17 protein-coding genes, 1 tRNA gene and 1 pseudogene are annotated in these 26316 nt (G+C 71.8%); 11 read left to right on the forward strand and 8 right to left on the reverse strand.

Annotation, left to right across the window (positions count from 1 at the left end; all coding sequences use genetic code 11):
* Nucleotides 1–54 precede the first annotated feature (54 nt).
* From AB0G35_RS20655 to AB0G35_RS20675, 5 genes are all read left to right on the forward strand, one after another.
* Nucleotides 55–2463 carry a sodium-translocating pyrophosphatase gene (locus tag AB0G35_RS20655; RefSeq protein ID WP_360951148.1) on the forward strand — a complete coding sequence of 803 codons (2409 nt, stop codon included), beginning with the start codon at nucleotides 55–57 and terminating at the stop codon, nucleotides 2461–2463.
* A 218-nt stretch (nucleotides 2464–2681) separates the two neighbouring features.
* Nucleotides 2682–3275 carry a small secreted protein gene (locus AB0G35_RS20660; protein WP_360951151.1) on the forward strand — a complete coding sequence of 198 codons (594 nt, stop codon included), beginning with the start codon at nucleotides 2682–2684 and terminating at the stop codon, nucleotides 3273–3275.
* A gap of 99 nt (nucleotides 3276–3374) precedes the next feature.
* A complete protein-coding gene (locus tag AB0G35_RS20665; protein ID WP_360951154.1) occupies nucleotides 3375–4925 on the forward strand; it encodes a methyltransferase in 1551 nt (516 codons plus the stop codon).
* 104 nt (nucleotides 4926–5029) lie between these two features.
* On the forward strand, nucleotides 5030–5227 hold the full coding sequence (locus AB0G35_RS20670) for a hypothetical protein (protein WP_360951157.1): 198 nt from the start codon (nucleotides 5030–5032) through the stop codon (nucleotides 5225–5227).
* A gap of 164 nt (nucleotides 5228–5391) precedes the next feature.
* Nucleotides 5392–5796 carry a hypothetical protein gene (locus AB0G35_RS20675; RefSeq protein ID WP_360951160.1) on the forward strand — a complete coding sequence of 135 codons (405 nt, stop codon included), beginning with the start codon at nucleotides 5392–5394 and terminating at the stop codon, nucleotides 5794–5796.
* Between the two features lie 12 nt (nucleotides 5797–5808).
* Here AB0G35_RS20675 and AB0G35_RS20680 read toward each other — a convergent pair whose 3' ends face one another.
* The gene (locus tag AB0G35_RS20680; RefSeq protein ID WP_360951438.1) at nucleotides 5809–6225 is read right to left on the reverse strand and encodes a DUF2752 domain-containing protein; all 417 of its coding nucleotides are present in this window, start codon (nucleotides 6223–6225) and stop codon (nucleotides 5809–5811) included.
* A gap of 5 nt (nucleotides 6226–6230) precedes the next feature.
* Nucleotides 6231–6827: a hypothetical protein gene (locus AB0G35_RS20685; RefSeq protein WP_360951163.1), complete on the reverse strand. Its 597-nt coding sequence runs from the start codon at nucleotides 6825–6827 to the stop codon at nucleotides 6231–6233.
* Between the two features lie 441 nt (nucleotides 6828–7268).
* On the opposite strand from AB0G35_RS20685, the gene topA reads away from it, so the two are divergent.
* The 5 genes from topA to AB0G35_RS20710 all read left to right on the forward strand — a co-directional run bounded on the left by topA (nucleotide 7269) and on the right by AB0G35_RS20710 (nucleotide 17663).
* Nucleotides 7269–10127, forward strand: coding sequence for a type I DNA topoisomerase (gene topA, locus AB0G35_RS20690; RefSeq protein WP_360951166.1), 2859 nt, complete (start codon nucleotides 7269–7271; stop codon nucleotides 10125–10127).
* A gap of 120 nt (nucleotides 10128–10247) precedes the next feature.
* A complete protein-coding gene (gene tmk, locus AB0G35_RS20695; RefSeq protein ID WP_360951169.1) occupies nucleotides 10248–13697 on the forward strand; it encodes a dTMP kinase in 3450 nt (1149 codons plus the stop codon).
* 500 nt (nucleotides 13698–14197) lie between these two features.
* A complete protein-coding gene (locus tag AB0G35_RS20700; RefSeq protein ID WP_360951172.1) occupies nucleotides 14198–15469 on the forward strand; it encodes a DNA polymerase III subunit delta' in 1272 nt (423 codons plus the stop codon).
* A 413-nt stretch (nucleotides 15470–15882) separates the two neighbouring features.
* Complete coding sequence (locus AB0G35_RS20705; protein WP_360951175.1) at nucleotides 15883–17472, forward strand: alpha/beta hydrolase; 1590 nt, start codon at nucleotides 15883–15885, stop codon at nucleotides 17470–17472.
* A 117-nt stretch (nucleotides 17473–17589) separates the two neighbouring features.
* Nucleotides 17590–17663, forward strand: a tRNA-Thr gene (locus AB0G35_RS20710).
* Nucleotides 17664–17733: 70 nt separating this feature from the next.
* Here AB0G35_RS20710 and AB0G35_RS20715 read toward each other — a convergent pair.
* The 6 genes and pseudogenes from AB0G35_RS20715 to AB0G35_RS20740 all read right to left on the reverse strand — a co-directional run.
* The gene (locus AB0G35_RS20715) at nucleotides 17734–19440 is read right to left on the reverse strand and encodes a hypothetical protein (protein WP_360951178.1); all 1707 of its coding nucleotides are present in this window, start codon (nucleotides 19438–19440) and stop codon (nucleotides 17734–17736) included.
* A 3-nt stretch (nucleotides 19441–19443) separates the two neighbouring features.
* Nucleotides 19444–20382 carry an ATP-binding cassette domain-containing protein gene (locus tag AB0G35_RS20720; protein WP_360951181.1) on the reverse strand — a complete coding sequence of 313 codons (939 nt, stop codon included), beginning with the start codon at nucleotides 20380–20382 and terminating at the stop codon, nucleotides 19444–19446.
* 8 nt (nucleotides 20383–20390) lie between these two features.
* Nucleotides 20391–21089, reverse strand: a complete 699-nt coding sequence (locus tag AB0G35_RS20725; protein ID WP_360951184.1) for a hypothetical protein — start codon at nucleotides 21087–21089, stop codon at nucleotides 20391–20393.
* 227 nt (nucleotides 21090–21316) lie between these two features.
* Nucleotides 21317–22741 carry an ATP-binding protein gene (locus tag AB0G35_RS20730; protein ID WP_360951187.1) on the reverse strand — a complete coding sequence of 475 codons (1425 nt, stop codon included), beginning with the start codon at nucleotides 22739–22741 and terminating at the stop codon, nucleotides 21317–21319.
* Nucleotides 22742–22935: 194 nt separating this feature from the next.
* Nucleotides 22936–23613, reverse strand: a complete 678-nt coding sequence (locus tag AB0G35_RS20735; protein WP_360951190.1) for a response regulator transcription factor — start codon at nucleotides 23611–23613, stop codon at nucleotides 22936–22938.
* Nucleotides 23614–24471: 858 nt separating this feature from the next.
* Nucleotides 24472–24813, reverse strand: a pseudogene (locus tag AB0G35_RS20740) (hypothetical protein); the annotation flags it as partial.
* A 66-nt stretch (nucleotides 24814–24879) separates the two neighbouring features.
* Here AB0G35_RS20740 and AB0G35_RS20745 point away from each other — a divergent pair.
* A complete protein-coding gene (locus tag AB0G35_RS20745) occupies nucleotides 24880–25764 on the forward strand; it encodes a glycerophosphodiester phosphodiesterase family protein (RefSeq protein ID WP_360951193.1) in 885 nt (294 codons plus the stop codon).
* The last annotated feature ends 552 nt before the right edge of the window (nucleotides 25765–26316 follow it).

Raw genomic sequence — 26316 nt, forward strand, 5'->3', positions numbered from 1 at the left:
AGGACGCCTGAGCGTGCTTCCGCGCGCCCATGTGCCAAACGTCAAGGAGGACGAATGGCGGGGCCTTACACCCCTCAGTTGCTTGACACCCCCTCTTTTCTGGCCGGGCCCTCACTGACCGCGGGCAACCGCGTCATCGTGCTGGTGATCGCCGTGGTGGCGCTGGCGGCACTGGCCGTCGCGGCGGTGCTGGTCCGCCAAGTGCTCGCGGCCGGTGAGGGAACCGACAGTATGAAGAAGATCGCGGCGGCGGTGCAGGAAGGCGCAAAGGCCTACCTGGCACGGCAGTTGCGGACCCTCGGCGTATTCGCGGTCGTGGTGTTCTTCCTGCTCCTGCTGCTGCCCGCGGATAACTGGTCGCAGCGCGCCGGGCGCAGCGCCTTCTTCCTGATCGGCGCGGCATTCTCGGCGGCCACCGGCTATATCGGCATGTGGCTCGCCGTGCGCAGCAATGTGCGTGTGGCGGCGGCCGCTCGGGAGGCCACTCCGGCCGAGGGTGAATCCCGGAAAAAGGATCTTACGGCGGTATCCCACAAGGCGATGAAGATCGCTTTCCGTACCGGCGGCGTGGTCGGCATGTTCACCGTGGGACTCGGTCTGCTCGGTGCGTCCTGTGTGGTCCTCGTCTACGCGGTCGACGCGCCCAAGGTGCTGGAGGGATTCGGTCTCGGCGCCGCACTGATCGCGATGTTCATGAGGGTCGGCGGCGGCATCTTCACCAAGGCCGCCGATGTCGGCGCCGACCTCGTCGGCAAGGTCGAGCAGGGCATCCCCGAGGACGACCCGCGCAACGCCGCGACCATCGCGGACAACGTCGGCGACAACGTCGGTGACTGCGCCGGTATGGCCGCCGACCTCTTCGAGTCGTACGCGGTCACCCTGGTCGCCGCCCTCATCCTGGGCACGGCGGCCTTCGGTGACGCGGGTCTGGCCTTCCCGCTGCTGGTGCCGGCCATCGGTGTCGTCACCGCGATGATCGGCATCTTCGTCGTCGCGCCGCGGCGCCGGGACCGCAGCGGCATGACCGCCATCAACCGCGGCTTCTTCATCTCCGCGGGCATCTCGCTGGTCCTGGTGGCCGCCGCGGTCTTCATCTACCTGCCGTCCAGCTACCGCGACCTGACCGGCGTCAGCGACCCCGTGGTCCTGGGCCACAGCGGTGACCCGCGGATGCTGGCCCTGGTCGCGGTCGCCGTCGGCATCGTGCTCGCCGCGCTGATCCAGCAGCTCACCGGCTACTTCACCGAGACCAACCGGCGGCCCGTACGGGACATCGGCAAGACCTCGCTGACCGGCCCGGCCACCGTCGTCCTCTCCGGCATCTCGGTCGGCCTGGAGTCGGCCGTCTACTCGGCGGTGCTGATCGGACTGGCCGTCTACGGGGCGTTCCTGCTGGGCGGCGCGTCCATCACGCTGGCACTGTTCGCGGTGGCGCTGGCCGGCACCGGCCTGCTGACCACCGTCGGCGTGATCGTGGCGATGGACACCTTCGGACCGGTCTCCGACAACGCCCAGGGCATCGCCGAGATGTCCGGCGACGTCTCCGGGGACGGCGCGCAGGTGCTGACCGACCTGGACGCGGTCGGCAACACCACCAAGGCCATCACCAAGGGCATCGCCATCGCGACCGCCGTACTGGCCGCCTCCGCGCTCTTTGGCTCCTACCGGGACGCGATCGCCACCGCCGTACGCAACATCGGCCGGGCGGCCGGCGGGATGGGGCTCAGCCTGGACATCTCGCAGCCCAACAACCTGGTCGGGCTGATCCTCGGGGCCTCGGTCGTCTTCCTGTTCTCCGGGCTGGCGATCAACGCCGTGTCGCGGTCGGCGGGTTCGGTGGTCTTCGAGGTGCGCCGGCAGTTCCGGGAGAAGCCCGGGATCATGGACTACACCCAGACCCCCGAGTACGGGCGGGTGGTCGACATCTGCACCAAGGACGCGCTGCGCGAGCTGGCCACCCCGGGCCTGCTGGCGGTGCTCACCCCGATCGCGGTCGGCTTCTCGCTGGGCGTGGGCGCGCTGGGCTCGTTCCTGGCCGGGGCGATCGGCACCGGCACCCTGATGGCGGTCTTCCTCGCCAACTCCGGTGGCGCCTGGGACAACGCCAAGAAGCTGGTCGAGGACGGCCACCACGGCGGCAAGGGCAGCGAGGCGCACGCCGCCACCGTCATCGGCGACACCGTAGGAGACCCGTTCAAGGACACCGCCGGACCGGCGATCAACCCGCTGCTGAAGGTGATGAACCTGGTGGCGCTGCTGATCGCGCCGGCCGTGGTGAAGTTCTCGTACGGCGCGGACAAGAACACCGGCATCCGGATCGCGGCGGCCGTGCTGGCGCTCGTCGTCATCATCGGTGCCGTGTACGTCTCCAAGCGGCGCGGGATCGCCGTGGGTGACGAACACAACAACTCCGGGGAGCCCGACGGCGTCGCAAAGTCGGCCGAGACGGCGGTGGCGTCCTAACCGGGACCGACCGTCGGAAGGGCTCGCGGACCGCTCAACTGGGCGGGTGGACGGCGCATTTTGCAGGCGCCGGCCACCCGCCCTCGGTCTGTCCGGATGGCCCTGCGCTCCTTGGTGCAAATGGCTGCAATGAGGGCCGGGCCGGCTGCCCGACCCCGGAAGCGGGCCGTTCGGACGTGTATGTTCCGGGGCCGAGAGCCATGGAAGGGACCAATCCGGTGAACAAGAAGCTTGTGGCTGCACTGTCCGGCGGGGCGGCACTGATGCTCGCGCTGACCGGCTGCAGCGAGGACAACAGCAAGAAGCTCAACGACTGGGCGAAGAGTTTCTGCGACCCCGCGCAGGCTCCGTTCAAGCAGATCCAGGACGCCAACGCCGCCATGCAGAAGGCGGACAACGCCAACGCGGACTCCAAGAAGGTCCAGCAGACCGACTCGGCGGCCTTCCAGAAGATTTCCCAGGCGTACGCCTCGCTGGCCAAGTCCCTGCAGCAGGCCGGTGCGCCGCCCACCGACCAGGGCAAGCAGGCGCAGGAGAACGCGGTCAAGGAGCTCAACTCGCTGTCCAAGGGCTACGCGGACCTCCAGAAGCAGGTCAACAACCTCGACACCTCGGACAAGCTCAAGTTCGCCGACGGGCTGCGCGACCTGTCCAACGGCATCAACAAGCTCAACAAGCAGAGCGAGGCCGCCTTCAAGAACCTGGAGGCCGGTGACGTCGGCGCCGCGATGGCGAAGCAGAAGGGCTGCCAGAACCAGGCCGCGTCCGGGTCGCCGGTGCCCACGCCGTCCAAGAAGTCCAAGCAGTCCTGACGCCTCCGCAGGGCCTTTCGCCGGCCCGGCGACGCGCCCGGGAAGGGCGTGCCGCCGGGCCGGCGCCGATTGTCAGTGGCAGCACGGACAATGGTCGGTGTGAGTACGCACCTCCCCACCGCAGATGTCCAGGACCCCGAGAGCAACGCCCGCACCGCCCGGCTGCGCGAGGCGCTGCTGACCGCCGCCTTCACCGCCGACGGGCTGCTGGACCTGCTCGGCGCGCCCGCCTACGCCGCGCTGGCGCGCAACGAGACCGTCCCCGCGCTGCGCGCGACCCGCGGCGACAGCCCGCTGGCGACCCTGGTGCGGCTGTTCCTGCTGCAGCGTCCGGTGGAGCTGGGACGGGCGCGGGCGGCGCTGCCCGTCGAGGACTGCATCGCCGACGGCTGGGTGGTCCAGGACGGCGACACCCTGCGCGCCACGGTGGACGTCCGCCCGTACGGCGGTCCCGAGGGGCAGGACTGGTGGATCGTCTCCGACCTGGGCTGTGCGGTCGGCGGCGCCGGCGGCATCCGGGGTGCCGGGGAGGCCGAGCGCGCCCAGCTGGTGCTCGGCGTCGGCGGCGCGTCCACCACCCTCGCCGGGATCACCGTCCGCCGGCCGGTCGGCAAGGCGCTCGACCTCGGGACGGGCTCCGGCATCCAGGCGCTGCACGCCGCCCGGCACGCCACCCAGGTCACCGCCACCGACCTCAACCCCCGCGCCCTGCGGATCACCGCGCTGACGCTGGCGCTCTCCGGGGCGGGCGCGGTGGATCTCAGGGAAGGTTCGCTGTTCGAGCCGGTCGGGGACGAGACGTACGACCTGATCGTGTCGAACCCGCCGTTCGTGATCTCGCCCCTCGGACCGGACGGCGCCCGGCTGACGTACCGGGACGGCGGGATGGGCGGCGACGACCTGTGCCGGCTCCTCGTCCAGCAGTCCGCAGCGCACCTCAACGACGGCGGGTACTGCCAGATGCTCGCCAACTGGCAGCACGTCGAGGGCGAGGAGTGGCAGGACCGGCTGCGCTCCTGGGTGCCGCGCGGCTGCGACGCCTGGATCGTGCAGCGCGAGGTGCAGGACGTCACCCAGTACGCCGAGCTGTGGCTGCGGGACGCCGGAGACCACCGCGCCGGCGACGAGGAGTACGCGGCGCGGTACGACGCCTGGCTGGAGGAGTTCGCGGCCCGGAGGACCAAGGCCGTCGGCTTCGGCTGGATCACGCTGCGCAAGTCCGGGTCCGACGCCGCGTCCGTCACGGTCGAGGAATGGCCGCACCCGGTCGAACAGCCGCTGGGGGACGCCGTCGTGGCCCACTTCGCGCGCCAGGACTACCTGCGTGCCACGGACGACGCCGCGCTGCTGGCCGGGCGCTTCCGGCTCGCCGACGGCGTGGTGCAGGAGCAGGTCGGGCTGCCGGGGGCCGAGGACCCCGAGCATGTGGTGCTCCGTCAGAACCGCGGGATGCGGCGGGCGACGAAGGTGGACACCGTCGGGGCGGGCTTCGCCGGTGTGTGTGACGGCACGCTGCCCGCCGGACGGATCCTGGACGCCATCGCCCAACTCGTCGGCGAGGACCCGGTGCTGCTGCGGGACCGCACGCCGGCCTCGATCCGGATGCTGGTCGAGCAGGGCTTCCTGGAGCCGGTCGTGGAGGAGGAATAAGAGGAGTAAGTCGTGGAGGAGGAATAAGGGGCTCGTACAGGACGGGCGGAAGCCGTTCATCCGGTGTTCGCCGGGATGCCGCCCCGGGGTGCCACGCTCCCCGCATGGAGAGTGGACCCGAGGCATTCGCCGGTGTGGCGTTCGCGCTGTTCGGCGCCGGACTGCTGGTGTGGACGGGGGCGTGCGCCCGGACCGGCACACCGGTCGCCGACGGGGCCAGCCGGCCGGTCGCCGCGGTCACCGCGTTCTTCGCCGGTGTGCTGTTCCTGGTCACCGGGGCCTGGCTGCTGCTGGCGCTGTAGCCGGGCATCGGGCGTCGGACGGTAGGCGCGCGGTGGTACGTCCAGTTCCAGACAGTTCTGTAACAGATGGCTGATCTGTGACGGTACGCGGAACGTCCGCGGGCCGTCCGTCATGTTCCTCGGTGAAGGTCACCACGGCCACCACACCGACAGTGAGGAACTCCATGAACCGCGCACTCCGCTACGCCACCGTCGGCGCCATCGCCGTCTCCCTGATCGCCGGGGGCTCGGCCGCCGCCTTCGCCGCGCCGCACGACCTGCACGCCGCCAAGCCGGTCGTGGCCACCGCGCCGGCCACCGCCTCGCTGACCGCCAAGGCCAGCGTGAACACCGTCAAGGCCTGGCAGGAGTTCCGGATCTCCGGCGCCGCCAAGGGCATCAAGGCGGGCACCAAGGTCACCGTGCAGCAGAAGCAGGGCACGAAGTGGGCCTCGCTGCCCGCGCAGTCCCCGGTCGGCAGGACCGGTGCCTACTCGGTGCGGGTCAAGCTCGGCATCAAGGGCGTCAACCAGCTCCGGATAGCCGTGGGCAGCACCGTCTCGCCGGTGGTCTCCGTCACCGTCCGCTGACCCCGTAGGGCGTCAGCCCACGAGATTGCGGACGAGCATCCACACCGCGGCGATGCCGAACACCACGGCATTGCCGCGGCCCGTCAGCCGCAGCCGGTAGGCGCGTCCGCGCAGCCCCTGGACCAGCCAGCGCAGCAGGGCGTACGCGATCGCCGGCACGCCCAGGACGAGCAGCACGGCATTGTCGTGGAAGGCCCGCACCACATCACCGTGCAGCAGGTCGTACGCCATCCGCGTGCCGCCGCACGCCGGGCACAGCACCCCGGTCATCAGCCGCAGCGGGCAGGGGATCAGCACCTGCCCGGGGTGGTGCGGATTGGTGTGCCAGAGGTAGGCGGCGGCCGCCGCACCGGCGGCGAGGGCGAGCGCCGCCCGCCGGACGGTGCGGCTCCGGATCGCCGCCCCGGAGGGCGGCCCGGCCTGGTCCACGCCGCTCACACGCTCAGCGACCGTGCGTAGTTGACCTGGTTGAGTACGAACATCACCTGCTCGCGGGACTGCACCGGGATCATCGTGGAGTGGTGCCGGCCCCCGCTGGCCACCGTGACCTGCACGAACCCGGTCGTCGTCCGCTCCTTCATCAGCAGGAAGAGCAGACCCAGCAGACAGAAGACGAAAAAGATGATGGCGAGCACGACCGCGTGCGCCGGCATCTTCTCCTCGGTGCGCGACATGTCCGTCGCGGTCCACACCGCGCCCTTGAGCGGCATCGACCCCGTGGGCGTCACGATCGTGTCGCCGCTCACCGCGATGTCCCCGAGCGACAGCGCCATCCCGCCGGGCTGCGGCCCCGGCTGGAAGCCGCCGGGCCCCGGCGGCGGTGCGGCCGGAGCGCCGGGGGGCGGGAAAGCGGGCGGCGGGGGCGTCGAGCCGGGCTGCGGATAGCCGTATCCGGGCTCGCCGGGGCGGCCACCCTGTGGATAGCCGTAGGCGGAGTCGGCCGGGCCGGGCGGCGTGGCGTACGGATTCTGGCCGGGCTGAGCGGGCTGGCCGGGCTGCTCCGGTGGCGGTCCGGGGTACTGGTTCGCCATGGGTGAGATTCCCCCCGAGGGTGTGCGTGACGACGGCGGGTTCCCGGCCCGAGCGGTGGGCCGTGCCGTGTCCATCCTGCGCCCATCCTGCCAGCCCGCTCACCCGGCGTATCAAGACGGCGACGGGATCCGGGGCCGCCTTGTGACAGTCGTCGCGGCGGCACACGGATCATGAACCGCCTCGCGCGCCGGCCTTCGGCCGGAGCCGCCGGGCCGTCATGATCCAGATGGCGCGTGCCGGACCCCGGGCGGGCGGCTCGGGCGGTCCGGGCGGCATGAAGGCATGTAGTCGGGTTACCGTTCGAGTGGCGTTGCGGGGTTTTTCCGTTTGACACGGGGGCGGGAGGTACCGTCACACTCCGCAGCGTCAAGCGTCACCGCAGTGCGCCCCCGCATCCGGCCGGGGGGCATTTTCCGCGTCGACCGGAGAGAAGAGCGAAGTTGTCCCCGACCAGCGAAGCCACGAAGGGCGGCGGCCGCCGACTTGTCATCGTCGAGTCGCCTGCCAAGGCGAAGACGATCAAGGGCTACCTCGGCCCTGGCTATGTGGTCGAGGCCAGCGTGGGGCACATCCGTGACCTGCCCAACGGTGCGGCGGAGGTCCCGGCGAAGTACAAGGGTGAGCCGTGGGCGCGCCTCGGGGTGAACGTCGACGCCGATTTCCAGCCCATCTATGTGGTGAACAGCGATAAGAAGGACCAGGTCAAGAAGCTCAAGGAGCTGCTGGCCGAATCCGACGAGCTCTACCTCGCCACCGATGAGGACCGCGAGGGCGAGGCCATCGCCTGGCACCTCCAGGAGATCCTCAAGCCCAAGGTCCCGGTCCACCGCATGGTGTTCCACGAGATCACCAAGGACGCGATCCGCGAGGCCGTCGCCAATCCGCGCGATCTGAACCAGAAGCTGGTCGACGCCCAGGAGACCCGCCGGATCCTCGACCGCCTCTACGGCTACGAGGTCTCGCCGGTCCTGTGGAAGAAGGTCATGCCGCGGCTGTCGGCCGGCCGGGTGCAGTCCGTGGCGACCCGTCTCGTCGTCGAGCGGGAGCGCGAGCGCATCGCCTTCCGCTCCGCCGAGTACTGGGACCTGACCGGCACCTTCTCCACCGGGCGGGCCGGCGACGCGAGCGACCCCTCGACGCTGACCGCCCGCCTGAACACCGTCGACGGCCGCCGCGTCGCGCAGGGCCGCGACTTCGGCCCCAACGGGCAGCTCAAGAACAACGAGGTGCTCCACCTGGACGAGGCGAACGCCCGCGCGCTCGCCGCCGCCCTGGAGAACACCGACTTCTCGGTGCGCTCGGTGGAGTCCAAGCCGTACCGGCGCTCCCCGTACGCGCCGTTCCGGACGACCACCCTCCAGCAGGAGGCCAGCCGGAAGCTCGGCTTCGGCGCCAAGGCGACCATGCAGGTGGCGCAGAAGCTGTACGAGAACGGCTACATCACCTATATGCGTACGGACTCCACCACGCTCTCGGACACCGCGGTCGCCGCGGCCCGGGCGCAGGTGACGCAGCTGTACGGCGCCGGCTACCTGCCGGACAAGCCGCGCACGTACGCCGGCAAGGTCAAGAACGCCCAGGAGGCGCACGAGGCGATCCGCCCCTCCGGCGACCGCTTCCGCACGCCCGCCGAAACCGGGCTGACCGGCGACCAGTTCAAGCTCTACGAGCTGATCTGGAAGCGGACCGTCGCCTCCCAGATGAAGGACGCGACCGGTAACTCCGTCACCGTCAAGATCGGCGGCACCTCCGCCGACGGCCGCGACACCGAGTTCAGCGCGTCCGGCAAGACCATCACCTTCCACGGCTTCCTCAAGGCCTACGTGGAGGGCGCCGACGACCCCAACGCCGAGCTGGACGACCGCGAGCGCCGGCTGCCGCAGGTCGCCGAGGGCGACCCGCTGGCCGCCCGGGAGATCACCGCCGACGGGCACGCCACCAAGCCGCCCGCCCGCTACACCGAGGCCACGCTGGTCAAGGAGCTGGAGGAGCGGGAGATCGGCCGCCCGTCGACGTACGCGTCGATCATCGGCACCATCCTCGACCGCGGCTACGTCTTCAAGAAGGGCACCGCGCTCGTCCCCTCCTTCCTCTCCTTCGCGGTGGTCAACCTCCTGGAGAAGCACTTCGGCCGGCTGGTCGACTACGACTTCACCGCCAAGATGGAGGACGACCTCGACCGCATCGCCCGTGGTGAGGCGCAGGCCGTGCCGTGGCTGCGGCGCTTCTACTTCGGCGAGGGCGAGGCCGAGGGTGCCGCGTCGGACGCCGGCAACGGCGACGGCGACCACCTCGGCGGGCTGAAGGAGCTGGTCACGGACCTCGGCGCGATCGACGCCCGGGAGATCTCGTCCTTCCCGGTCGGCGAGGGCATCGTGCTGCGGGTCGGCCGCTACGGCCCGTACGTCGAGCGCGGCGAGAAGGACAGCGAGGGCCACCAGCGCGCCGACGTCCCCGAGGACCTCGCGCCCGACGAGCTGACCGTGGCGTACGCGGAGGAGCTGCTCGCCAAGCCGAGCGGCGACTTCGAGCTGGGCATGGACCCGGTCAGCGGCCACCAGATCGTCGCCAAGGACGGCCGCTACGGCCCGTACGTCACCGAGGTCCTCCCCGAGGGCACCCCGAAGACCGGCAAGAACGCGGTCAAGCCGCGCACCGCCTCGCTCTTCAAGTCGATGTCCCTGGACACCGTGACGCTGGCGGACGCGCTCAAGCTGATGTCGCTGCCGCGCGTCGTCGGCAAGGACCCCGAGGGCGTGGAGATCACCGCGCAGAACGGCCGCTACGGCCCGTACCTGAAGAAGGGCACGGACTCGCGCTCCCTGGAGAGCGAGGAGCAGCTCTTCACCATCACCCTCGACGAGGCGCTGGCGATCTACGCCCAGCCCAAGCAGCGCGGGCGGGCCGCCGCCAAGCCGCCGCTGAAGGAGCTGGGCACCGACCCGGTCAGCGGCAAGCCGGTGGTGGTCAAGGACGGCCGGTTCGGTGCGTATGTGACCGACGGCGAGACCAATGCGACGCTGCGGCGGGACGACGACGTCGAGACGATCACCCCCGAGCGCGGCTACGAGCTGCTGGCGGAGAAGCGCGCCAAGGGGCCGGCGAAGAAGAAGACCGCCAAGAAGGCGCCGGCGAAGAAGACGGCCGCCAAGAAGGCGCCGGCGAAGAAGACGGCCGCCAAGAAGACGGCGGCGAAGAAGACCGCGGCCAAGAAGACCACCGCGAAGAAGACGACCGCCAAGAAGGCCACCGCGAAGACCGCGGCGGCCAAGAAGACGGCGGCCTCGGCGGACGACTGAGGCGCCGCGCCCCTGGTGAGGCGCGGTCTGCGGGCGGGCACGACGGACGCGTTCCGTCGTGCCCGCCCGTTTGTTCGGGCGGGCGCCCGGTGGTGCGCGCCCTCCCGATAGGCTGGCGGGATGACACGTGCCGAGCAGCCAACGGTCGTGACCCCCACTGCTGGCGCCCTGGCGGCGGATTCCCGCGAGCGCGCCGTACGAGCCCTGCTGCGCTTCCCCCCACTGAAGCGGCTGTGGAGCGCCCAGTTCGTCGGGGGCATCGGCGATGCCTTGTCCATGCTTGTCCTGGTGGTGCTCGCCCTGCAGGCGGCGCTGTATGTGCCGCTGGGCGGTGAGGCCGTCTTCGGCGGCGGTTATCGCGGCGCGGCCCTCGCCGTCACCGCGGTCTTCGGCGCCCGGATGCTGGCGACACTGCTCTTCGGGGCCGTCCTCCTGGGCCCGCTGTCCGCGCTCACGGCGCCTTCCGGGCCGCTGGACCGCCGCTGGACGATGATCGGCGCGGACGTGCTGCGGCTCGCGCTGCTGGTCATCGCCCCCCTCTGGATCGACTGGACGCCCGGCAACGCCCTGGCCTGGGTGCTGGTCACCGTCTTCGTCACCGGTGTCGCCGAGCGCTTCTGGACCGTCTCCAGGGAGAGCGCGGCGCCCGGCCTGCTGCCCGCGCCGCCCCCCGAGGGCACCGTGGTCCGGCCGCTGCCGGACAACCTGGACGCCCTGCGCCGCCTCTCGCTGCGCACCACCTTCGTCTCGCTGCCGATCGCGGCAACCGCCCTGGTGGTCGTCACCCTCATCAGCAAGCTCCTGGGAACCGGCATCGACTGGTTCCACCTCCACCAGGTGGCGCTCGCCTCCTACGTGGCGGCCGGCCTGTTCGCCGCCTCCGTGTCGATCCTCTACTTCATCGAGCTCCCCGGTGGGCAGACACCGCGGCCGCGCTCCCCCCTGGAGGGGCTGCGCCGCCCGAAGGCCGCCACCGCCGCGCAGGGAGAGCCGGCCGGCGCCGCCAAGGGCCGTACCGGCGCCATCCCGCTGCTGGTCACGGCGTGTGCGGCGGTCGCCGCCGGGATCGCCGCGGCCGTCTCGCTGGCCGTGCTGCACGCCTACGACCTCGCGGGCGGACCGGCCTCCTTCGCCCTGCTGGTGCTCGCCCTCACCGGCGGTACGGCCGCCGGCATCCGTGGCGCCCACCGGGTGCTGCCCGCCCTCTCCCGGCGCCGGCTGCTCGCCCTCGCGGTGGCCGCCGCCGGCGTCGCCCTGCTGGCCATGGGCCTGGTCCCGGACCCGACGACGGTCCTGGTCCTCGCGCTGCTGGCCGGCGTCAGCGCCGGCATCGCCGCCAATACGGGACACGTCCTGCTGGACCAGGAGGCCGAGGAGTTCCGCGCCGCCCGTACGACCGAGCACCTGCACGCCGTCGTACGGCTCGCGATCGCGCTGGCCGCCATCGTGGCGCCGCTGCTCGCCGCCCTCATCGGCCCGCACCACCTGGGCAACGGCACCTTCGCCTTCGCCTACGGGGGCGCCGCCTACGCCCTGATGCTCACCGGCGCGCTGCTGCTGCCGGTCGCCGCCTGGGTCCTCGGCAAGGTCGACGACCGGCACGGCGTTCCGCTGCGCCGCGATCTGCGGGAGGCGCTGCGCGGCGGCGACCCGGCGCAGGCCCCGGCACCCACCGGCTTCTTCATCGCCCTCGAAGGCGGCGACGGGGCCGGCAAGTCCACCCAGGTCGAGGCGCTCGCGGAGTGGATCCGCAACAAGGGCCACGAGGTCGTGGTGACCCGCGAACCGGGCGCCACCGCCATCGGCAAGCGACTGCGCTCGATCATCCTGGACGTCGCGACGACCGGGCTGTCCGACCGGGCGGAGGCGCTGATGTTCGCCGCCGACCGCGCCGAGCACGTCGACAGCGTCATCCGGCCCGCCCTGGAGCGCGGCGCGGTCGTCATCTCCGACCGGTACATCGACTCTTCCGTCGCCTACCAGGGCGCCGGACGGAACCTCGCACCCACGGAGATCGCCCGGATCAACCGCTGGGCGACGGACGGCCTCGTCCCGCACCTGACCGTCCTGCTCGACATCTCCCCGGAGACCGCCCGGGAGCGCTTCACCGAGGCCCCCGACCGGCTGGAGTCCGAGCCCGCCGAGTTCCACCAGCGGGTCCGGGCCGGCTTCCTCACCCTGGCCGCCGCCGACCCCGCGCGCTATCTGGTCGTCGACGCCGGACAGGACCCCGAGGCCGTCACCATCGTCGTACGGCACCGCCTCGACCAGGTCCTCCCGCTGTCCGAGGCCGAGGTCAAGGCGCAGGAGGAGGCCCGTAAGGCGGCCGAGGAAGAGGCCCGCCGCCGGGCCGAGGAGGAGGCCGCGCGCAAGGCCGAGGAGGCGCGCCTGGAGCGGGAGCGCCAGGAGCAGCTCGCGAAACTGCGCGCCGAGGAGGAGGAGCGCAAGCGCCAGGAGGCCGAGCAGGCCAAGGCGCTGGAGGCCGCCCGCCAGGCCGCGGAGGCCCGGCAGCGTGCCGAGGAGGCCCGCCAGGCGGCCGAGGCCGAGCGCCAGCGCCGGGAGGCCGAGGAGCGGGCCCGCCAGGCCGAGCAGGAGCGGCTGCGCAAGCAGCACGAGGAGCAGGCCCGGCTGCGCAAGGAGGCCGAGGAGCGCCGCCTGGAGAAGCAGCGCAAGGCCGAGGAGGCCCTGCTCCGCGCCGAACAGGCCCGGATCGCGGCAGCGGAGGCGGCTGCCGCGGCGGAGGCGAAGGCGGCGGCCGAGGCGGCTGCTGAGGCCGAGGCGGCGGAGGCGCCCACCAAGGAGACGCCGGTGGCCGACCTGCGGAAGCGGCTGGGGGTCGAGCACGGCGACGGCTCCTCGCCCGGGGCCGGTGCGTCCGGTTCGGGGTCCTCCGGGGCCTCGGGATCCTCCGGGTCGGGAGGGCCTGAGTCGGGAGCGTCCGGTTCCGGTTCGGCGGGGGTCGATCCGCGCGAGCGGACGGAGTCGCTGCCGCGGCCGGAGCGGCGGGGCAGCGACGTGCCCGGCGCGGCGGACGAGACGGCGGTACTGCCACCGGTCCGGGACGCCGGCCCCGAGGCGGGCTCCGGCCACGGCGCAGGACACGCCGACACCGACGCCGAGCAGACGGCCGTCCTGCCGCCCGTACGGGACACCCGGCAGGGTGGCCAGGACAGCTGGCCGGGGGGCCCGAACAGCTGGCACCAGGGCAGCCGGCCGGAGCAGCACAACGACCGGCAGGGCCCGAACGACCGGCAGGCGCGGGACGCCCGGGGCGAGGACCCCACCGAGCGCGTGCCGTCGTGGATGTTCCGCAAGGAGACCCCGAACGGCGCCGCCGCCCCCGAGTCCGGCACCGAGCGCACCCGCGAACTCCCGCAGATCGACCCGTCGACGGGCCGTCCGTCGGAGACCCCGCCGCGCACCCGCCGGCGACCCGAATGGGCGGAAGAGACCCCGCTGGACGATCTGCCGACGCTCGCCGACGAACTGCTCGGACCGCGCGAGGGCGAGGACGCGGACGACGGCGCGGGCGACGAAGGCCGCCGCGGGGGCCGGGGGAGGCGCCGCTAGCCCGGTACGGAGCCTTGCGGGAGCTAGGAGCAGGAAGGGGCCGTGGCCGCGGTGGGAACACCGTGGCCACGGCCTTTCTGCGGCCGTGGCCACGGCCTTTCTGCGGCCTTCCGTGGGTTCGTGCGCAGGCTCCTCCGCGGGCCGTGAGGGCTCCGTCCGACTGCCCGGACGCCTGCTTCCGCCCGCTTCCGGATTCGTTTGTCAGTGGGTTGCACCACAATGGGTCAGGTCGCGGGCGACGCGCGGACGGCGATCCCGGCCGCGGTCGGTGACCGGCGGCCGGCTGGCGGCGCAGCGGGCCGTCAGCGAGGCCCGGCGACCCGGCGGTCGGAAACAGGCGAGACGACCGGCGGTCGGCGACAGGAGAGACGACCGGCGGTCGGAAACAGGGAAGACCACCGGCGGTCGGAAACAAGGAAGACCGGAAGCGAACCGGAAGAGCCGGAAGAGCCGGAAGAACCGGAAGAACCGGAAGAATCGGAAGAGGAACGGCGGCGGCAATGGCGGTATGGGACGACGTGGTCGGCCAGGAGCGGGTGACGGCTCAGCTGGCCGCTGCCGCGCGGGACGCGGACGCCCTCGTCACGGCCGAGCACGCGGCCCAGCAGGCGCCCTCCGGCGCCCGGCCGGAGCCGGCAGTGCCCGATGCGGTGGACCGGCCCGGGGAGCGCGGCGGCGCCTCCCAGATGACCCACGCCTGGCTGTTCACCGGCCCGCCCGGCTCCGGCCGGGCCACCGCCGCCCGCGCCTTCGCCGCCGCGCTGCAGTGCGTCAGCCCGGACCGCGCGCTCGGCGGCGCCCCCGGCTGCGGCTTCTGCGACGGCTGCCACACCACCCTGGTGGGCACCCACGCCGACGTCGAGATCGTCCGTACGGACCTGCTCTCCATCGGTGTGAAGGAGACCCGTGACCTGGTCCGCCGGTCCTCGCTCTCCCCGGCCGGCGGCCGCTGGCAGGTGATCGTCCTGGAGGACGCCGACCGCCTCACCGAAGGCGCCGGCAACGTCCTCCTCAAGGCCGTCGAGGAGCCCGCGCCCCGTACGGTCTGGCTGCTCTGCGCGCCCTCCATCGAGGACGTCCTCCCCACCATCCGCTCCCGCTGCCGCCACCTCTCGCTGCGGACCCCGCCGGTCGCCGCGGTCGCCGATGTCCTCGTCCGCCGGGACGGCATCGAGCCGGAGGCCGCCGACCGCGCTGCCAGGGCCACCCAGGGCCACATCGGCCGGGCCCGCCGCCTGGCCACCGACGAGCGCGCCCGTGCCCGCCGCGCCGCCGTCCTGAAGCTCCCGCTCCGCATCGACGACATCGGGGGCTGCCTCAAGGCCGCCCAGGAGCTGATCGACGCCGCGGGGGAGGACGCCAAGCAGGTCGCCGAGGAGGTCGACGCCAAGGAGACCGAGGAGCTGCGTGCCGCGCTCGGCGCCGCCGCCGGGACGGGCGGCCGGCTGCCCCGGGGCACCGCCGGCGCGATGAAGGAGCTCCAGGACAAGCAGAAGCGCCGCGCCACCCGTACCCAGCGCGACAGCCTCGACCTTGCCCTGGTCGACCTCACCGGCTTCTACCGTGATGTCCTCGCCCTCCAGATGGGCGCTTCGGTCCCGCTCGCCAACGACGAGGTGCGCGACAGCCTGGAGCGCATCGCCGCCGGTTCCACCCCCCAGCGCACCCTCCGCCGGATAGAAGCGGTGATCGCCTGCCGCGAGGCCCTCGACCGCAACGTCGCCCCCCTCCTGGCGGTCGAAGCGATGACCGCCGCCCTCCGCTCCGGCTGACACCGGCCCCGACCTCCCCCGCCCGCAGAGCCGCAGCGGCTCCCACCACCCCGACGACCACCACCTCGACGACCACCACCGCCACCCGCCCCCTCCTTCAGCCCCACCAAAGCCCGCAGAGCCGCGAAGCCCGCAAAGCCTGCAAAGCCCGTAAAGCTCACGACAGGGCACCCCCAGCACCGACGACCCACAGACCCCCCAGCACCGACGACCCACAGCATCACCAAGGCGCCCACCACCAAGGCACCTGTCACCAATGCACTTGCCACCAAGGCGCCCACCACCACGAGGTATTCACCACCCCCGACCCCAGCTCCCCGGCTACCAGCCCCAGCTCCCCCGGCTACCAGCCCCAGCTCCCCGGCTACCAGACCAGGCTCCAGCTTCCAGGGACCGCGACCAAGGGACCGTCCATGGCCACCAGCCGTCTGCTCCGCACCTCCGCCGTCGTCGTGGCGGTCACCGCTCTGCTGATCTCCGGCTGCTCCTCGGGCAGTTCGTCCCCCCAAGCCCAGGCGTCCCCCGGCCGTACGACGGAGGCCGGCGCCCAGCGGCCCGCCGACGACGCCACCCTCCGGCCCCTGCCGGCCGCGATCCCGGCCGATCTCCGCCCGTACTACGACCAGAAGCTGACCTGGCACCCCTGCGGCGTCGCCGGCTTCGAGTGCGCGACGATGAAGGCGCCCCTGGATTACGCGCACCCCTCCGCGGCCACCGACCTGAAGCTCGCAGTGGTCCGTAAGAAGGCCACCGGCCCCGGCAGCCGGCTCGGCTCCCTCATGGTCAATCCGGGCGGCCCCGGCGGTTCGGCGATCGACTACCTCCAGCAGTACGCACCGCAGCCCGCCTCGGTCCGTGCGCGCTACGACATGGTGGCGATGGACCCGCGCGGCGTGGCCCGCAGCGAACCGGTCGAGTGCCTCACCAACCAGCAGATGGACCGCTACACCCAGACCGACCAGACCCCGGACTCACCGGCCGAGGTCAACAAGCTCGTCACCGCGTACCGCGCCTTCGCCAAGGGCTGCCAGGACCGCTCCGGCAAGGTGCTCCGGCACGTCTCCACGATCGAGGCCGCCCGCGACATGGACGTCCTGCGCGCCGTCCTGGGCGACAAGAAGCTGACGTACGTCGGCGCCTCCTACGGCACCTTCCTCGGAGCCACCTACGCCGGCCTCTACCCCTCCCGCACCGGCCGCCTCGTGCTGGACGGCGCCATGAACCCGGCGCTGGACTCCCGCACGATCAACCTCGACCAGACCAAGGGCTTCAACACCGCCTTCACCGCGTTCGCCGCGGACTGCGTCAAGCAGAAGGACTGCCCGCTCGGCCACAAGAACGCCGCGGACGCCGGCAAGCGGCTCGCCGCCCTGTTCAAGAAGCTCGACGCCCACCCGGCGGAGACGGGCGAGGCCCGTAAGCTCACCGAATCCCTGGCCACCACGGGCGTCATCGCCGCGATGTACGACCAGCGTGCCTGGCCCGTCCTGCGCGAATACCTCGCCCAGGCCGAGGCGGGCAACGGCCGCGGGCTGCTCACCCTCTCGGACAGCTACTACGAGCGTGACCCCGGCGGCAACTACGCCAACCAGATGTACGCGAACCCGGCCGTCAACTGCCTCGACCTGCCGACCCCCTTCGCCGGCCCCGACCAGGTCCGCGCCGCCCTGCCCACCTTCCGCAAGGCTTCCCCGGTCTTCGGCGAGGCCTTCGCCTGGGCCGCGCTGAGCTGCGGGTACTGGCCGGTGAAGCCCACCGGCACGGCCCACCGCATCCCGGCCAAGGGCGCCGCCCCGATCGTCGTCGTCGGCACCACCCGCGACCCGGCCACCCCGTACGCCTGGGCCCAGGCCCTCGCCGCCCAGCTCTCCAACGCCACCCTCCTCACCTACGAGGGCGACGGTCACACCGCCTACGGCCGCGGCAGCAAGTGCATCGACAACGCGATCAACACCTACCTCCTGACCGGCACCACCCCGCCCAAGAACAAGCACTGCACCTGACCGCCCCTCCCACCCCGCCGAGTGACCCACCCCACACCCTCCCCGCCCACCTCTGACCAGCCCCGCAATCGGTTACGGACCACCCCTCAGGGGTGTGTAGACTGGGCCGCGCACCACGCCGCCTTAGCTCAGTTGGCCAGAGCAACGCACTCGTAATGCGTAGGTCTCGGGTTCGAATCCCGAAGGCGGCTCCGTGGAAGAGCCCAGGTCATGATTGATGACCTGGGCTTTTTGCTGTGTTCGGGGGCGGTGGCCGGCGGCTCAGTTGGGGGGCGTGCGGCGGAGGGTGGTTGTGGTGAAGGTGGTGGCCAGTAGGGCGGCGGTGGCGGCGAGGGTCAGGAGGGGCTGGGTGAGGGTCGGGGCCTGGTCGGGGGCATGCAGGGCGCCCATGTAGTCGAAGACGGGGAGTCCGTTGGCGACCGTGTACCAGAGCGGCAGGTAGACCGCCTGGAAGAGGCGGTGGGTACGGCTGAGGGTGCCCAGGGCGAGGGCCAGGGACGGGACGAAGAGGGCGCCGGCGAGCCAGGAGGTGACGGCGGACCAGTCGGCCGCGGCGAGGAGCCGGATGAGCGAGCCGAGGCCGGTGGCCGCGGTGAGGGTGAGGCCGGCGGCCCATTCGGCGAGGAGCCGGCGGCGGGCGGCGGGGTAGGCGCCGAGCATGCCGTGGACGCCGCTTTCGTGCTGCTGGGTGCCCAGCCGGGACCAGATCAGGACCGGCCAGATCCAGGCGAGCGGCAGCATGACGCGGGTGGCGCCGTGCACCGTCGAGGAGCACAGTCCGCCGCCCAGGAGGAGCGCGGCGCCCAGCCACCACCACCAGCGCACGCCCTGGAGGAGGATGCGGAGCTCTCCGGACCAGAGGGGCAGGGGTAGGGAGGGAGCGGTGCGGGCTCGGCGGGAGGTGTCCGGCCTGGGGGCGGTGGTCCTGGTGGTGACCTGGGCGGTGGTCCTGCGGGTGGTCTGGGCGGTGGTCCTGCGGGTGGTCGGGGTGATGGTGCTGCTGGTGGTCTGGGTGGTGGTGTTTCTGGTGGTCCTGGTAGTGGTCCGGGCGGGGGTGTAGCGGGGGAGCCAGAGGGCTGGGAGGACGGCGAGGGCGCAGGCGAGGAGGAGCAGGAGGGTGCGCCCGAGGAGGTAGCCGGCGGTCGGGGTGAAGCCGTGCCAGGTGAAGAGGCGGAGTGGCTGGTCGAGGTAGGTCAGGCCGAGGCTGAACTCGCCGTTGACCGGTAGGTGTTGGGCGACCATCTCCGCGTGCATCGAGCGGGCGACGCTGTGTACGCCGATCCCGTCGAAGGGCAGTCCGGGCCCCTGGCCGGCCGTCGCGAGGACCAGCCAGACGCAGAACCACACCACGTTGCCCAGTCCGGTGCGCAGCAGCGGAAGCGCTTCGAAGAGCAGGGCGAGGGCGGCGGTCACGGCGAGCAGGGGGAGGGCGATGAGGACGAAGGGCTGCCAGAGCGCGAGGAGGTCGGGGGTGGCGGACTCGCCGCGGGTCAGCTGCATGATCAGCGCGGTGAGGGCGAGCACGGCGAGCAGGGAGGACAGCACCATGAGGTTGCTGAGGAACTTGCCGGCCAGGTAGGTGGACGTACGCAGCGGGGTGGCGGCGAGCAACTGACCGACGCGGGTGGTGCGGTCGCGGTCCAGGGCATCGCGGACGAGATAGAAGCCGCCGAGGCTCAGCCAGAGGCCGGCGGCCAGGGCCGTCGCCATGCCGACGTAGGCACTGTTGTAGATGCCGCGGTGATCCCCGATCTGCATGATCACCCAGTGGGCGTCGGAGTCTGGTACGGCCAGGTAGCCCAGGGCCACGGCCGCGGCCAGGACGACGGCGTACGCGGGCCGGCGGACCCGGTCGCGGAAGTCGGCTGCGGAGAGGGAGAGGAGGGTGGGGAGGGGTGGGAAGGGGTGGCGATGGGGGGCTTGGTGGGGTGTGAGGGAGGGGGAAGGGGAGGGGCGGGTGGTGTGCATGGATCAGCCTCGGGGGGTGCCTGGGTGGACGCCTCGGCGGGTGAGGGCCGGGCTCTGGGGCGGCTGGGGCTGGAGTTCGGGTCGGCCGATGAGGGACAGGTAGGCGTCCTCCAGTTCGGGCGGCAGCGGTACGGCGCCCTCGTACGGCAGCTCGGATGAGAGCAGGCGGATGCGGACGCCCTCGGTGGTGCGGACCATCCGGCTGACGGTGTAGCGGTCGCGCACCGCGGGCACGGTGGCGGGGTCGACGAGGACCTCCCACACCTGGCCGGCGACCGAGCGCAGCAACTCCTCGGGCGTCGCGCGGCGTTGCAGCCGGCCACCGGCGAGGACCGCGATGTCGGAGGCGACCGATTCGACGTCGGAGACGATGTGGGTGGAGAGCAGCACCGCCCGGTCCACGGCCAGATCACTCAGCAGATTGCGGAACCGGACCCGCTCCTCGGGGTCGAGCCCCGCGGTCGGTTCGTCCACGATGATCACTTGGGGGTCGGCGAGCAGGACCTGTGCGATGCCCACGCGGCGCAGCATGCCGCCGGAGTACGCGCCCAGCGGGCGCCGGACCGCCTCGGTGAGGTTGACGAGTTCCAGGAGTTCCTCGATCCGGGCCTTGGCGACCCTGGCCGGGATGCCTTTGGCGGCGGCGAGATAGCGGAGGAACTCCCGGGAGGTGAGGTTCGGATAGACGCCGAAGGCCTGGGGGAGGTAGCCGAGGGCGCGGCGCAGGGAGTCGGGCGCGGCCACCGCGTCGGCCCCGTGGAAGAGGACCTTCCCGCTGGTGGGGCGGGTGACCGTTGCGGCGATGCGCATCAGGGACGATTTGCCGGCCCCGTTGGGGCCCAGGAGACCGAGCAGTCCGGGGCGTAGACATAACGTCAGGTCGTCCAGGGCCGGCTTGCTACCGCGGCGGTAGTGCTTGGTGATGTGGATGAGGTCGAGCATGCGGGCGGTTAGTTCTTCTCGTTGTTCGGGTGGGACGACGACGGGTGGGATGGGTGGGGCTGGGCGATCTGGTGAGTCTGGGGGGCCTGGTGGGGCTGGGCGATCTGGTGGGACTGGGCGGCCTGGCGAGCCTGGATGGCCTGGTGGGGCTGGGCGGCTTGGGGGGTGTGGACGGTCTGGTGGGCATGGCCGGGCTGGCGTTCCTGGTGGGACTGGCGAGCCTTAAGGACGCGGTGGCCGTCCTTGGTGACCGTGATGCCTTTGGGGACCTCGACCGTGAATCGGGCGTCGCAGAGGGCTAGTCCACTGCATCCGGCGTCGATGTCGAGGGTGTCGCCCTTGAGCGTCCACTTCAGGTGCACGGTGCCCGCGGCGGAGTCGAACCAGCGGGTGACCTTGATGTCCTTGCGGTCCGTCGCCACCAGTTTCGTCGCGACCTCGTGGGTCAGCAGCTTCAGGGACGTGCCGGTGTACGGGAAGCGCTTGGATTCGGGCTTCGCGGATTTGGCGTCAACGGAGCAGCCGGTGAGGCCGAGGGCTGCGGCGAGGGCAACGGCAACGGCAGCGACAGCGGTGGTCGGTGTGCGGGATGAGCCGGTGCGGGATGAGCCGGTGCGGGATGTGCCGGTGCGGGATGTGTGGGTGTGGGATGTGTGGGTGGGTGTGGGGGTGGGCGTGGGCGTGTAGGTGGGAGTGCCTGAGTGCATCGGAATCTCCGGGTCGGTGCGCGTTCGGCTGGGGAGCGGTGGCTCCGAGGAGAGGATTCCGGGGGCCGGTGGCAGGCACATCTGCCGATCGGCAGATATCGGGCGGTGGATGCCGGCGGATGAGGGCGGACGCGGGCGGATGCGGGCGGGGTCGGGCGGATGAGTGGGGGATGCGCGGGGATTTCGAGGCGGGGTGCCGGGGGGAGTTCTCGACGAGGGTGAACTACTCAGTGAGTAGGCCGTGTTGCCGGTAGGAGGCAGCGCACGTGCCAGCCCTTTCCGCTGCCGTACGGGCCGGCTTCCAGGGTGCCGCCGAGGGCGCTGACGCGTTCGGCGAGGCCGGCGAGGCCGGTGCCGCCGCCCTGGCGGGTGCCCGCGGTGGGCGTCGTGCGACCTGCGGTGTTGGTGATCGAGATCTCCAGGGCGCGGTCGGCCGCCTGGTCGACGGAGACCGCGACGCGATTGACGGACAGCTCGACCCGATTGACGGATACCTCGACCCGGTCGGCCCGCGGCGCATGGCGCCGTACGTTGGTCAGCGCCTCCAGCACTACTCGGTACACGGTGTCCTCGGCCTCACGGGTGAGGCTGCCGGTGTCGGAGAGGGCCAGTGTGACCTCGGCGGATGACATGGACGAGAAGCGGTCGACGAGCTCCGGCAGGTCGGCCAGGCCGTGGAGACGGGTGGAGGGAAGTTCGCTCCCGTCGCTCTCGCCGCTTCCAACGTTCCCCTCGGTTCCCTTGATCCTCTCGATCCTCTCGATCCCCTCGATCCCCTCGATCCCCTTGTTCTCCTCGGTCCCCTCGCTTCTCTCGTTCCCATTGCTCCATTCCCGCCCATTGCTCCATTCCCGCCCCTCCGCGGTACGTAGCGCCGCGACCGTACGGTCCATGGATTCCAGGGCCCGCAGCCCGGCCTGCTCGATGCGTTCGAGCAGTGCGCGGTGCTGTTCCTGCTGTTGCTTCTGTTGTTCCTGCTGTTGCTGTTGCTGTTGCTGTTGCTGTTGCGATTGCGATTGCGGGTGCGGGTGCGGTTGCTGTTGGTGGGTGTCGGGCTCGTTGGTGCTGGTCGAGGGTGGGGCCTCGGTGAATTGGGCCGCCTGTACTTCCAGGACGATGCCGGTCACCTCGTGGGCGACGAAATCATGCAGGTCGCGGGCGACTTCGAGGCGCTGCTCGCGGCGGGCCAGCGCCACCGCGTGCGCACGGCGGGTGTCCAGCGACCGCAGGTAGAGGCCGACACCGGTCGCGCAGGCCGCTGGGAAGAAGGCCAACGAGGCGGCGAAGATCGATTCCTTGAGCCCGGTGTGTGGTGCGTGCAGGGTGAAGCGCAGGGGCAGCAGCACCGCCGCGGCGCCGATCAGGCCGCCGACCAGGCCCACGCGGGAGCCGGGCACCTGGCGTACCGCCCGCCCCAGGAGGACGAGCAGCGCCACCGTCTCGAAAGGGAACCAGAGGAGGACGAGGCCGGGCGGTCCGAAGTACGCGACATCGGTGGCGAGGGAGAACAGCGCGGTACCGCCCGCCACATGGGCGAGGTCGAACCGGCGTATTGGCCAGGAGAGCAGTGAGACGACAGTGGCCAGAGCGGCCAGGATGGCGAGCGGGGCGGCGTCGGGCGGGGACAGGAGGGCCGGGCCGAGCAGCAGCACCGCGGCCGTTATTGCCCATGCCCGGCGGAAGCGGCCATTCCGTCGATCCGGTTTGCCTTGGTGCGGGATGTGAGGACCTCGCTCTGCGCCCCGGGGCTGCCAAGGCGGGGGCATGGGAGGAAGCATGGGCGGGGGCACGGGAGGAGGCGCGGATCGGGGCGTGGACGGGGGCACGGACGGGGGCGTGGGCGGGGTCATTGCGGCGGCCCCGGAGTGCGGCCGGTGGCGTAACCCAGTTCCCAGGCCCGTACGGCAATTCCGACCCGGTTGCGGACCTGCAACTTCCGCTGAATGCTGGCGATATGGGTTTTGACCGTGCCCGCGGAGATGAACAACTCGCCGGCGATATCGGCATTGGTCTTTCCCTCGGCGACCTTCCCGGCGATTTCCCGCTCCCGCTCGGTCAGCACGGAATCACGGTGCCGGGGACGACGGCCCGACGCATTTCCCGTGACGTGCTGCAACAGCCGTACGGTGATCGACGGGCTGATCAGGCTGTCTCCGGCCATCGCCGCCCGCACCGCCTCGATCAGCATCGCCGGACCGGACCGCTTCAGCAGAAAGCCCGAGGCACCGAAACGCAGTGCGGGATAGACGTATTCGTCGAGATCGAAGGTGGTGACGACCACGACGCGCACCGGGTGCGCCGAGGAGGGGTCGGCCAGCCGACGGGTCACTTCCAGCCCGTCGAGGCGTGGCATCCGGATATCGACCAACGCCACATCCGGCGCGAGAGTCCGGCCCAACTCGACGGCGGCCACTCCGTGCGCCGCTTCCCCGACCACTTCCATGTCGGGCTGGCTTTCCACGATGCGGCGTATGCCCCGGCGGACCATCTCCTGGTCGTCGGCGATCAGCAAGCGAATGGTCACGGGCAGGAATTCTGCCGGATGGGGGAGAGCAGATGGGGCCGAATCGGCGTGCGGCGGTGCGGCGTGCTGCGGTGCTTCGGTGCGGCGGCGCTTCGGTGCGGCGGTGCTGCGCCGTTTCGGTGCTGCGGTGCTTGCAGGTTTCTCGGCAGGCTCATGTCTCCCTGCCGTTCCGCCGGAACTGCCGGAGCCGCGGGAGTGGCAACGCAGTAATGGCAGCCAGTCCGGGGCGTCGAGCAGGAGTCGGAGGAGCCGGAGGAGCCGGAGGAGCCGGTGGCCGAGGCCCGTGCCGCGGTGCCGGGGATCGACGAAGAAGAAAAGAGTCCAGCCACCAGACCGCCACCAGGCCGCCACCACGGCGGGCCCGTCACCACGGCGGGCCCGTCACCACGGCGGGCCCGTCACCACGATGGAAGGAACGCAGCCGCGACTCCCTCGGCACTGACGGAGCCGTGGAGGTAACGGCTCGGCACTCCCGGAGTCGCCGGCGCAGCGTCTCGGCACTCCGGCGTCTCGGCACTCCGGCGTCTCGGCACTCCGGCGTCTCGGCACTCCGGCGTCTCGGCACTCCGGCGTCTCGGCGTACGACGGGTTGGGGCGCTCCCATGCGCCCCCAACCGCGCCGCAGGGCCGTAACCGCCCCGGGACGTATCGCGCGCACCACGCCGTAAGGCCGTACCGCACGCACCACGCCATAAGGCCGTAAGGCCGTACCGCAGCCTGGCGCCGTACCGCAGCCTGGCGCGCGGCCGTACCGCACCCCCGGCGTACCGCAGGACCCGGAGCACGGCGAGACGACCGGGCGCCGCCTCTCGGGTACGGCTGCCGGGTCACCGGAATGGACGGGTGGCCGCCGGCCTTTCACCGGTCTCGTCGCTCGCCTCGCTCCCGCCTTCCCACCCCCGCCCTGACCTGGAGAAACCGCTGGAAAAGCGCTGAGACGAGCCACCGGCCCAACGGCCCGCACGCGACGGTCGCCGGACCGTTCGCGTGGCCGACCCGCCGGGCCACAGGCACGTTGAACAGAAAGGCCCACCCGGCCCGGGCCGCGTGAGGAACCCCAAGCCCCAGCGGGCGAGAGCCGCGTGGCCGGGGCCCCACGAGGGCTGCGTGGTCGGGCTTCAGCAAGGGCTGCGCAATGGGCTGCCGCAAGGGCTGCGCAATGGGCTCCCGCGAGGGCCGCGTGGTGGGCTCCCGCGAGGGCCGCGTGGTGGGCCTCGTGGAGCAGCCCTACCTGCTCGGGCCCGTCCGACGCCTGGAGGCTGCCGCATGTTTCGGAGATCGCTGCGGATACCGGCCGTCGGAGTCGCGTACCTGGTGACGGCGGCGATGTCGTCGGCGGCCATGGCGTCGGGGCCGGAGGAGTACGCGGACGTCGCCGTGACCAGTGGGGCCCGGGCCGGGCCCGGCACCCCCGCCGCCATGGTCATCGCCCATCGCGGCGCCTCCCGTTACGCACCGGAGAACACGCTGGCCGCCGTGGACGCGGCACATCGCCGCGGCCTCATATGGGTGGAGAACGACGTGCAGCGCACCAAGGACGGCCGGCTGGTGGTGATGCACGACACCACGCTCAAGCGGACCACCGACGCCGCGAAGGTGTATCCGGGGCGGGCGCCCTGGCGGGTGGCGGATTTCACGGCCGCCGAGATCGCGCGGCTGGATGCCGGCAGCTGGTTCGGCAAGCGGTTCGCGGGGGAGCGGGTGCCGACCCTCGCCGGCTACCTGCGGCGTCTGGACCGTAATGGGCAGCGCCTTTTGCTGGAGATCAAGTCCCCTAAGGACTATCCCGGAATCGAGGCCCAGGTCGTCCGGGAACTACGGTCCCGCGGATGGCTGGATCGCGACCATGTCCGGAGCCGACTGGTGGTGCAGAGCTTCAGTGTGGCCAGTGTGAAGACCGTGCACGAACTGGTGCCACAGGTGCGTACGGGGATCCTGGGGGCACCCGATGTGCGCAAACTGGCGGCCTACGCGCGCTTCGCCGACCAGATCAACCCCCGTATGTCCGCGCTGAGTTCGCGGTGGCTGGCGGCGGTCCACCGGCTGCGCGGTCCGCACGGGCGCCGCTTGCAGGTCTACGCCTGGGACGTGGCGAAGAACACGAACACGCGGTCGGCGCGTGCGCGGGGAATCGAAGGTGTTATTGAATAGCGGGTGACGGCTGCGATGGTGCGCCGGCCGGCTCCGACCCCTGACGGTCCGTGAAGGTGCTGTGGAGGGCAGATGGGTGCCGGGTGGCCGCGTCAGGCGGGGATTTACGTGATTCCCGCCGCAGAGCTAAGGTGCCTGAGATGTTCGACGCCGCCACCCTTCCCGTAAAAGAACTAAGACGCAGGATTTGGCTTTTGGGTTCCGATTTGCGGCCCGGCGCGGGCCAGCGTCCGGCTCCTCCCGTGGGCTCGTTCCGGGAGGCTTCTTGAACAACGATTTTCCGGTATACGGCCAACGGCGGGTCCCGCTCCCACCGCCGCGGCAGACGCCGAACGGCACGAACGACGGTTCCGGCTCAGGCACCTCGTACGGTGCCGGTTCCGGCTCAGGCACCTCGTACGGTGCCGGTTCCGGCGCCTCGTACTCCGCTTCGCCCTCCTCCTCGCACTCGTCGTCCTCGTACTCCTCGCCCGCGTCCTCGTCTGCGCCGTCCTACGCGTCCCCGGCAGCAGTAACGGCCGCGACGACAACTACGGCGACGGCCGCGGCAAC

This window comes from Streptomyces sp. NPDC021749, from assembly GCF_040640655.1.
Lineage (GTDB): Bacteria > Actinomycetota > Actinomycetes > Streptomycetales > Streptomycetaceae > Streptomyces.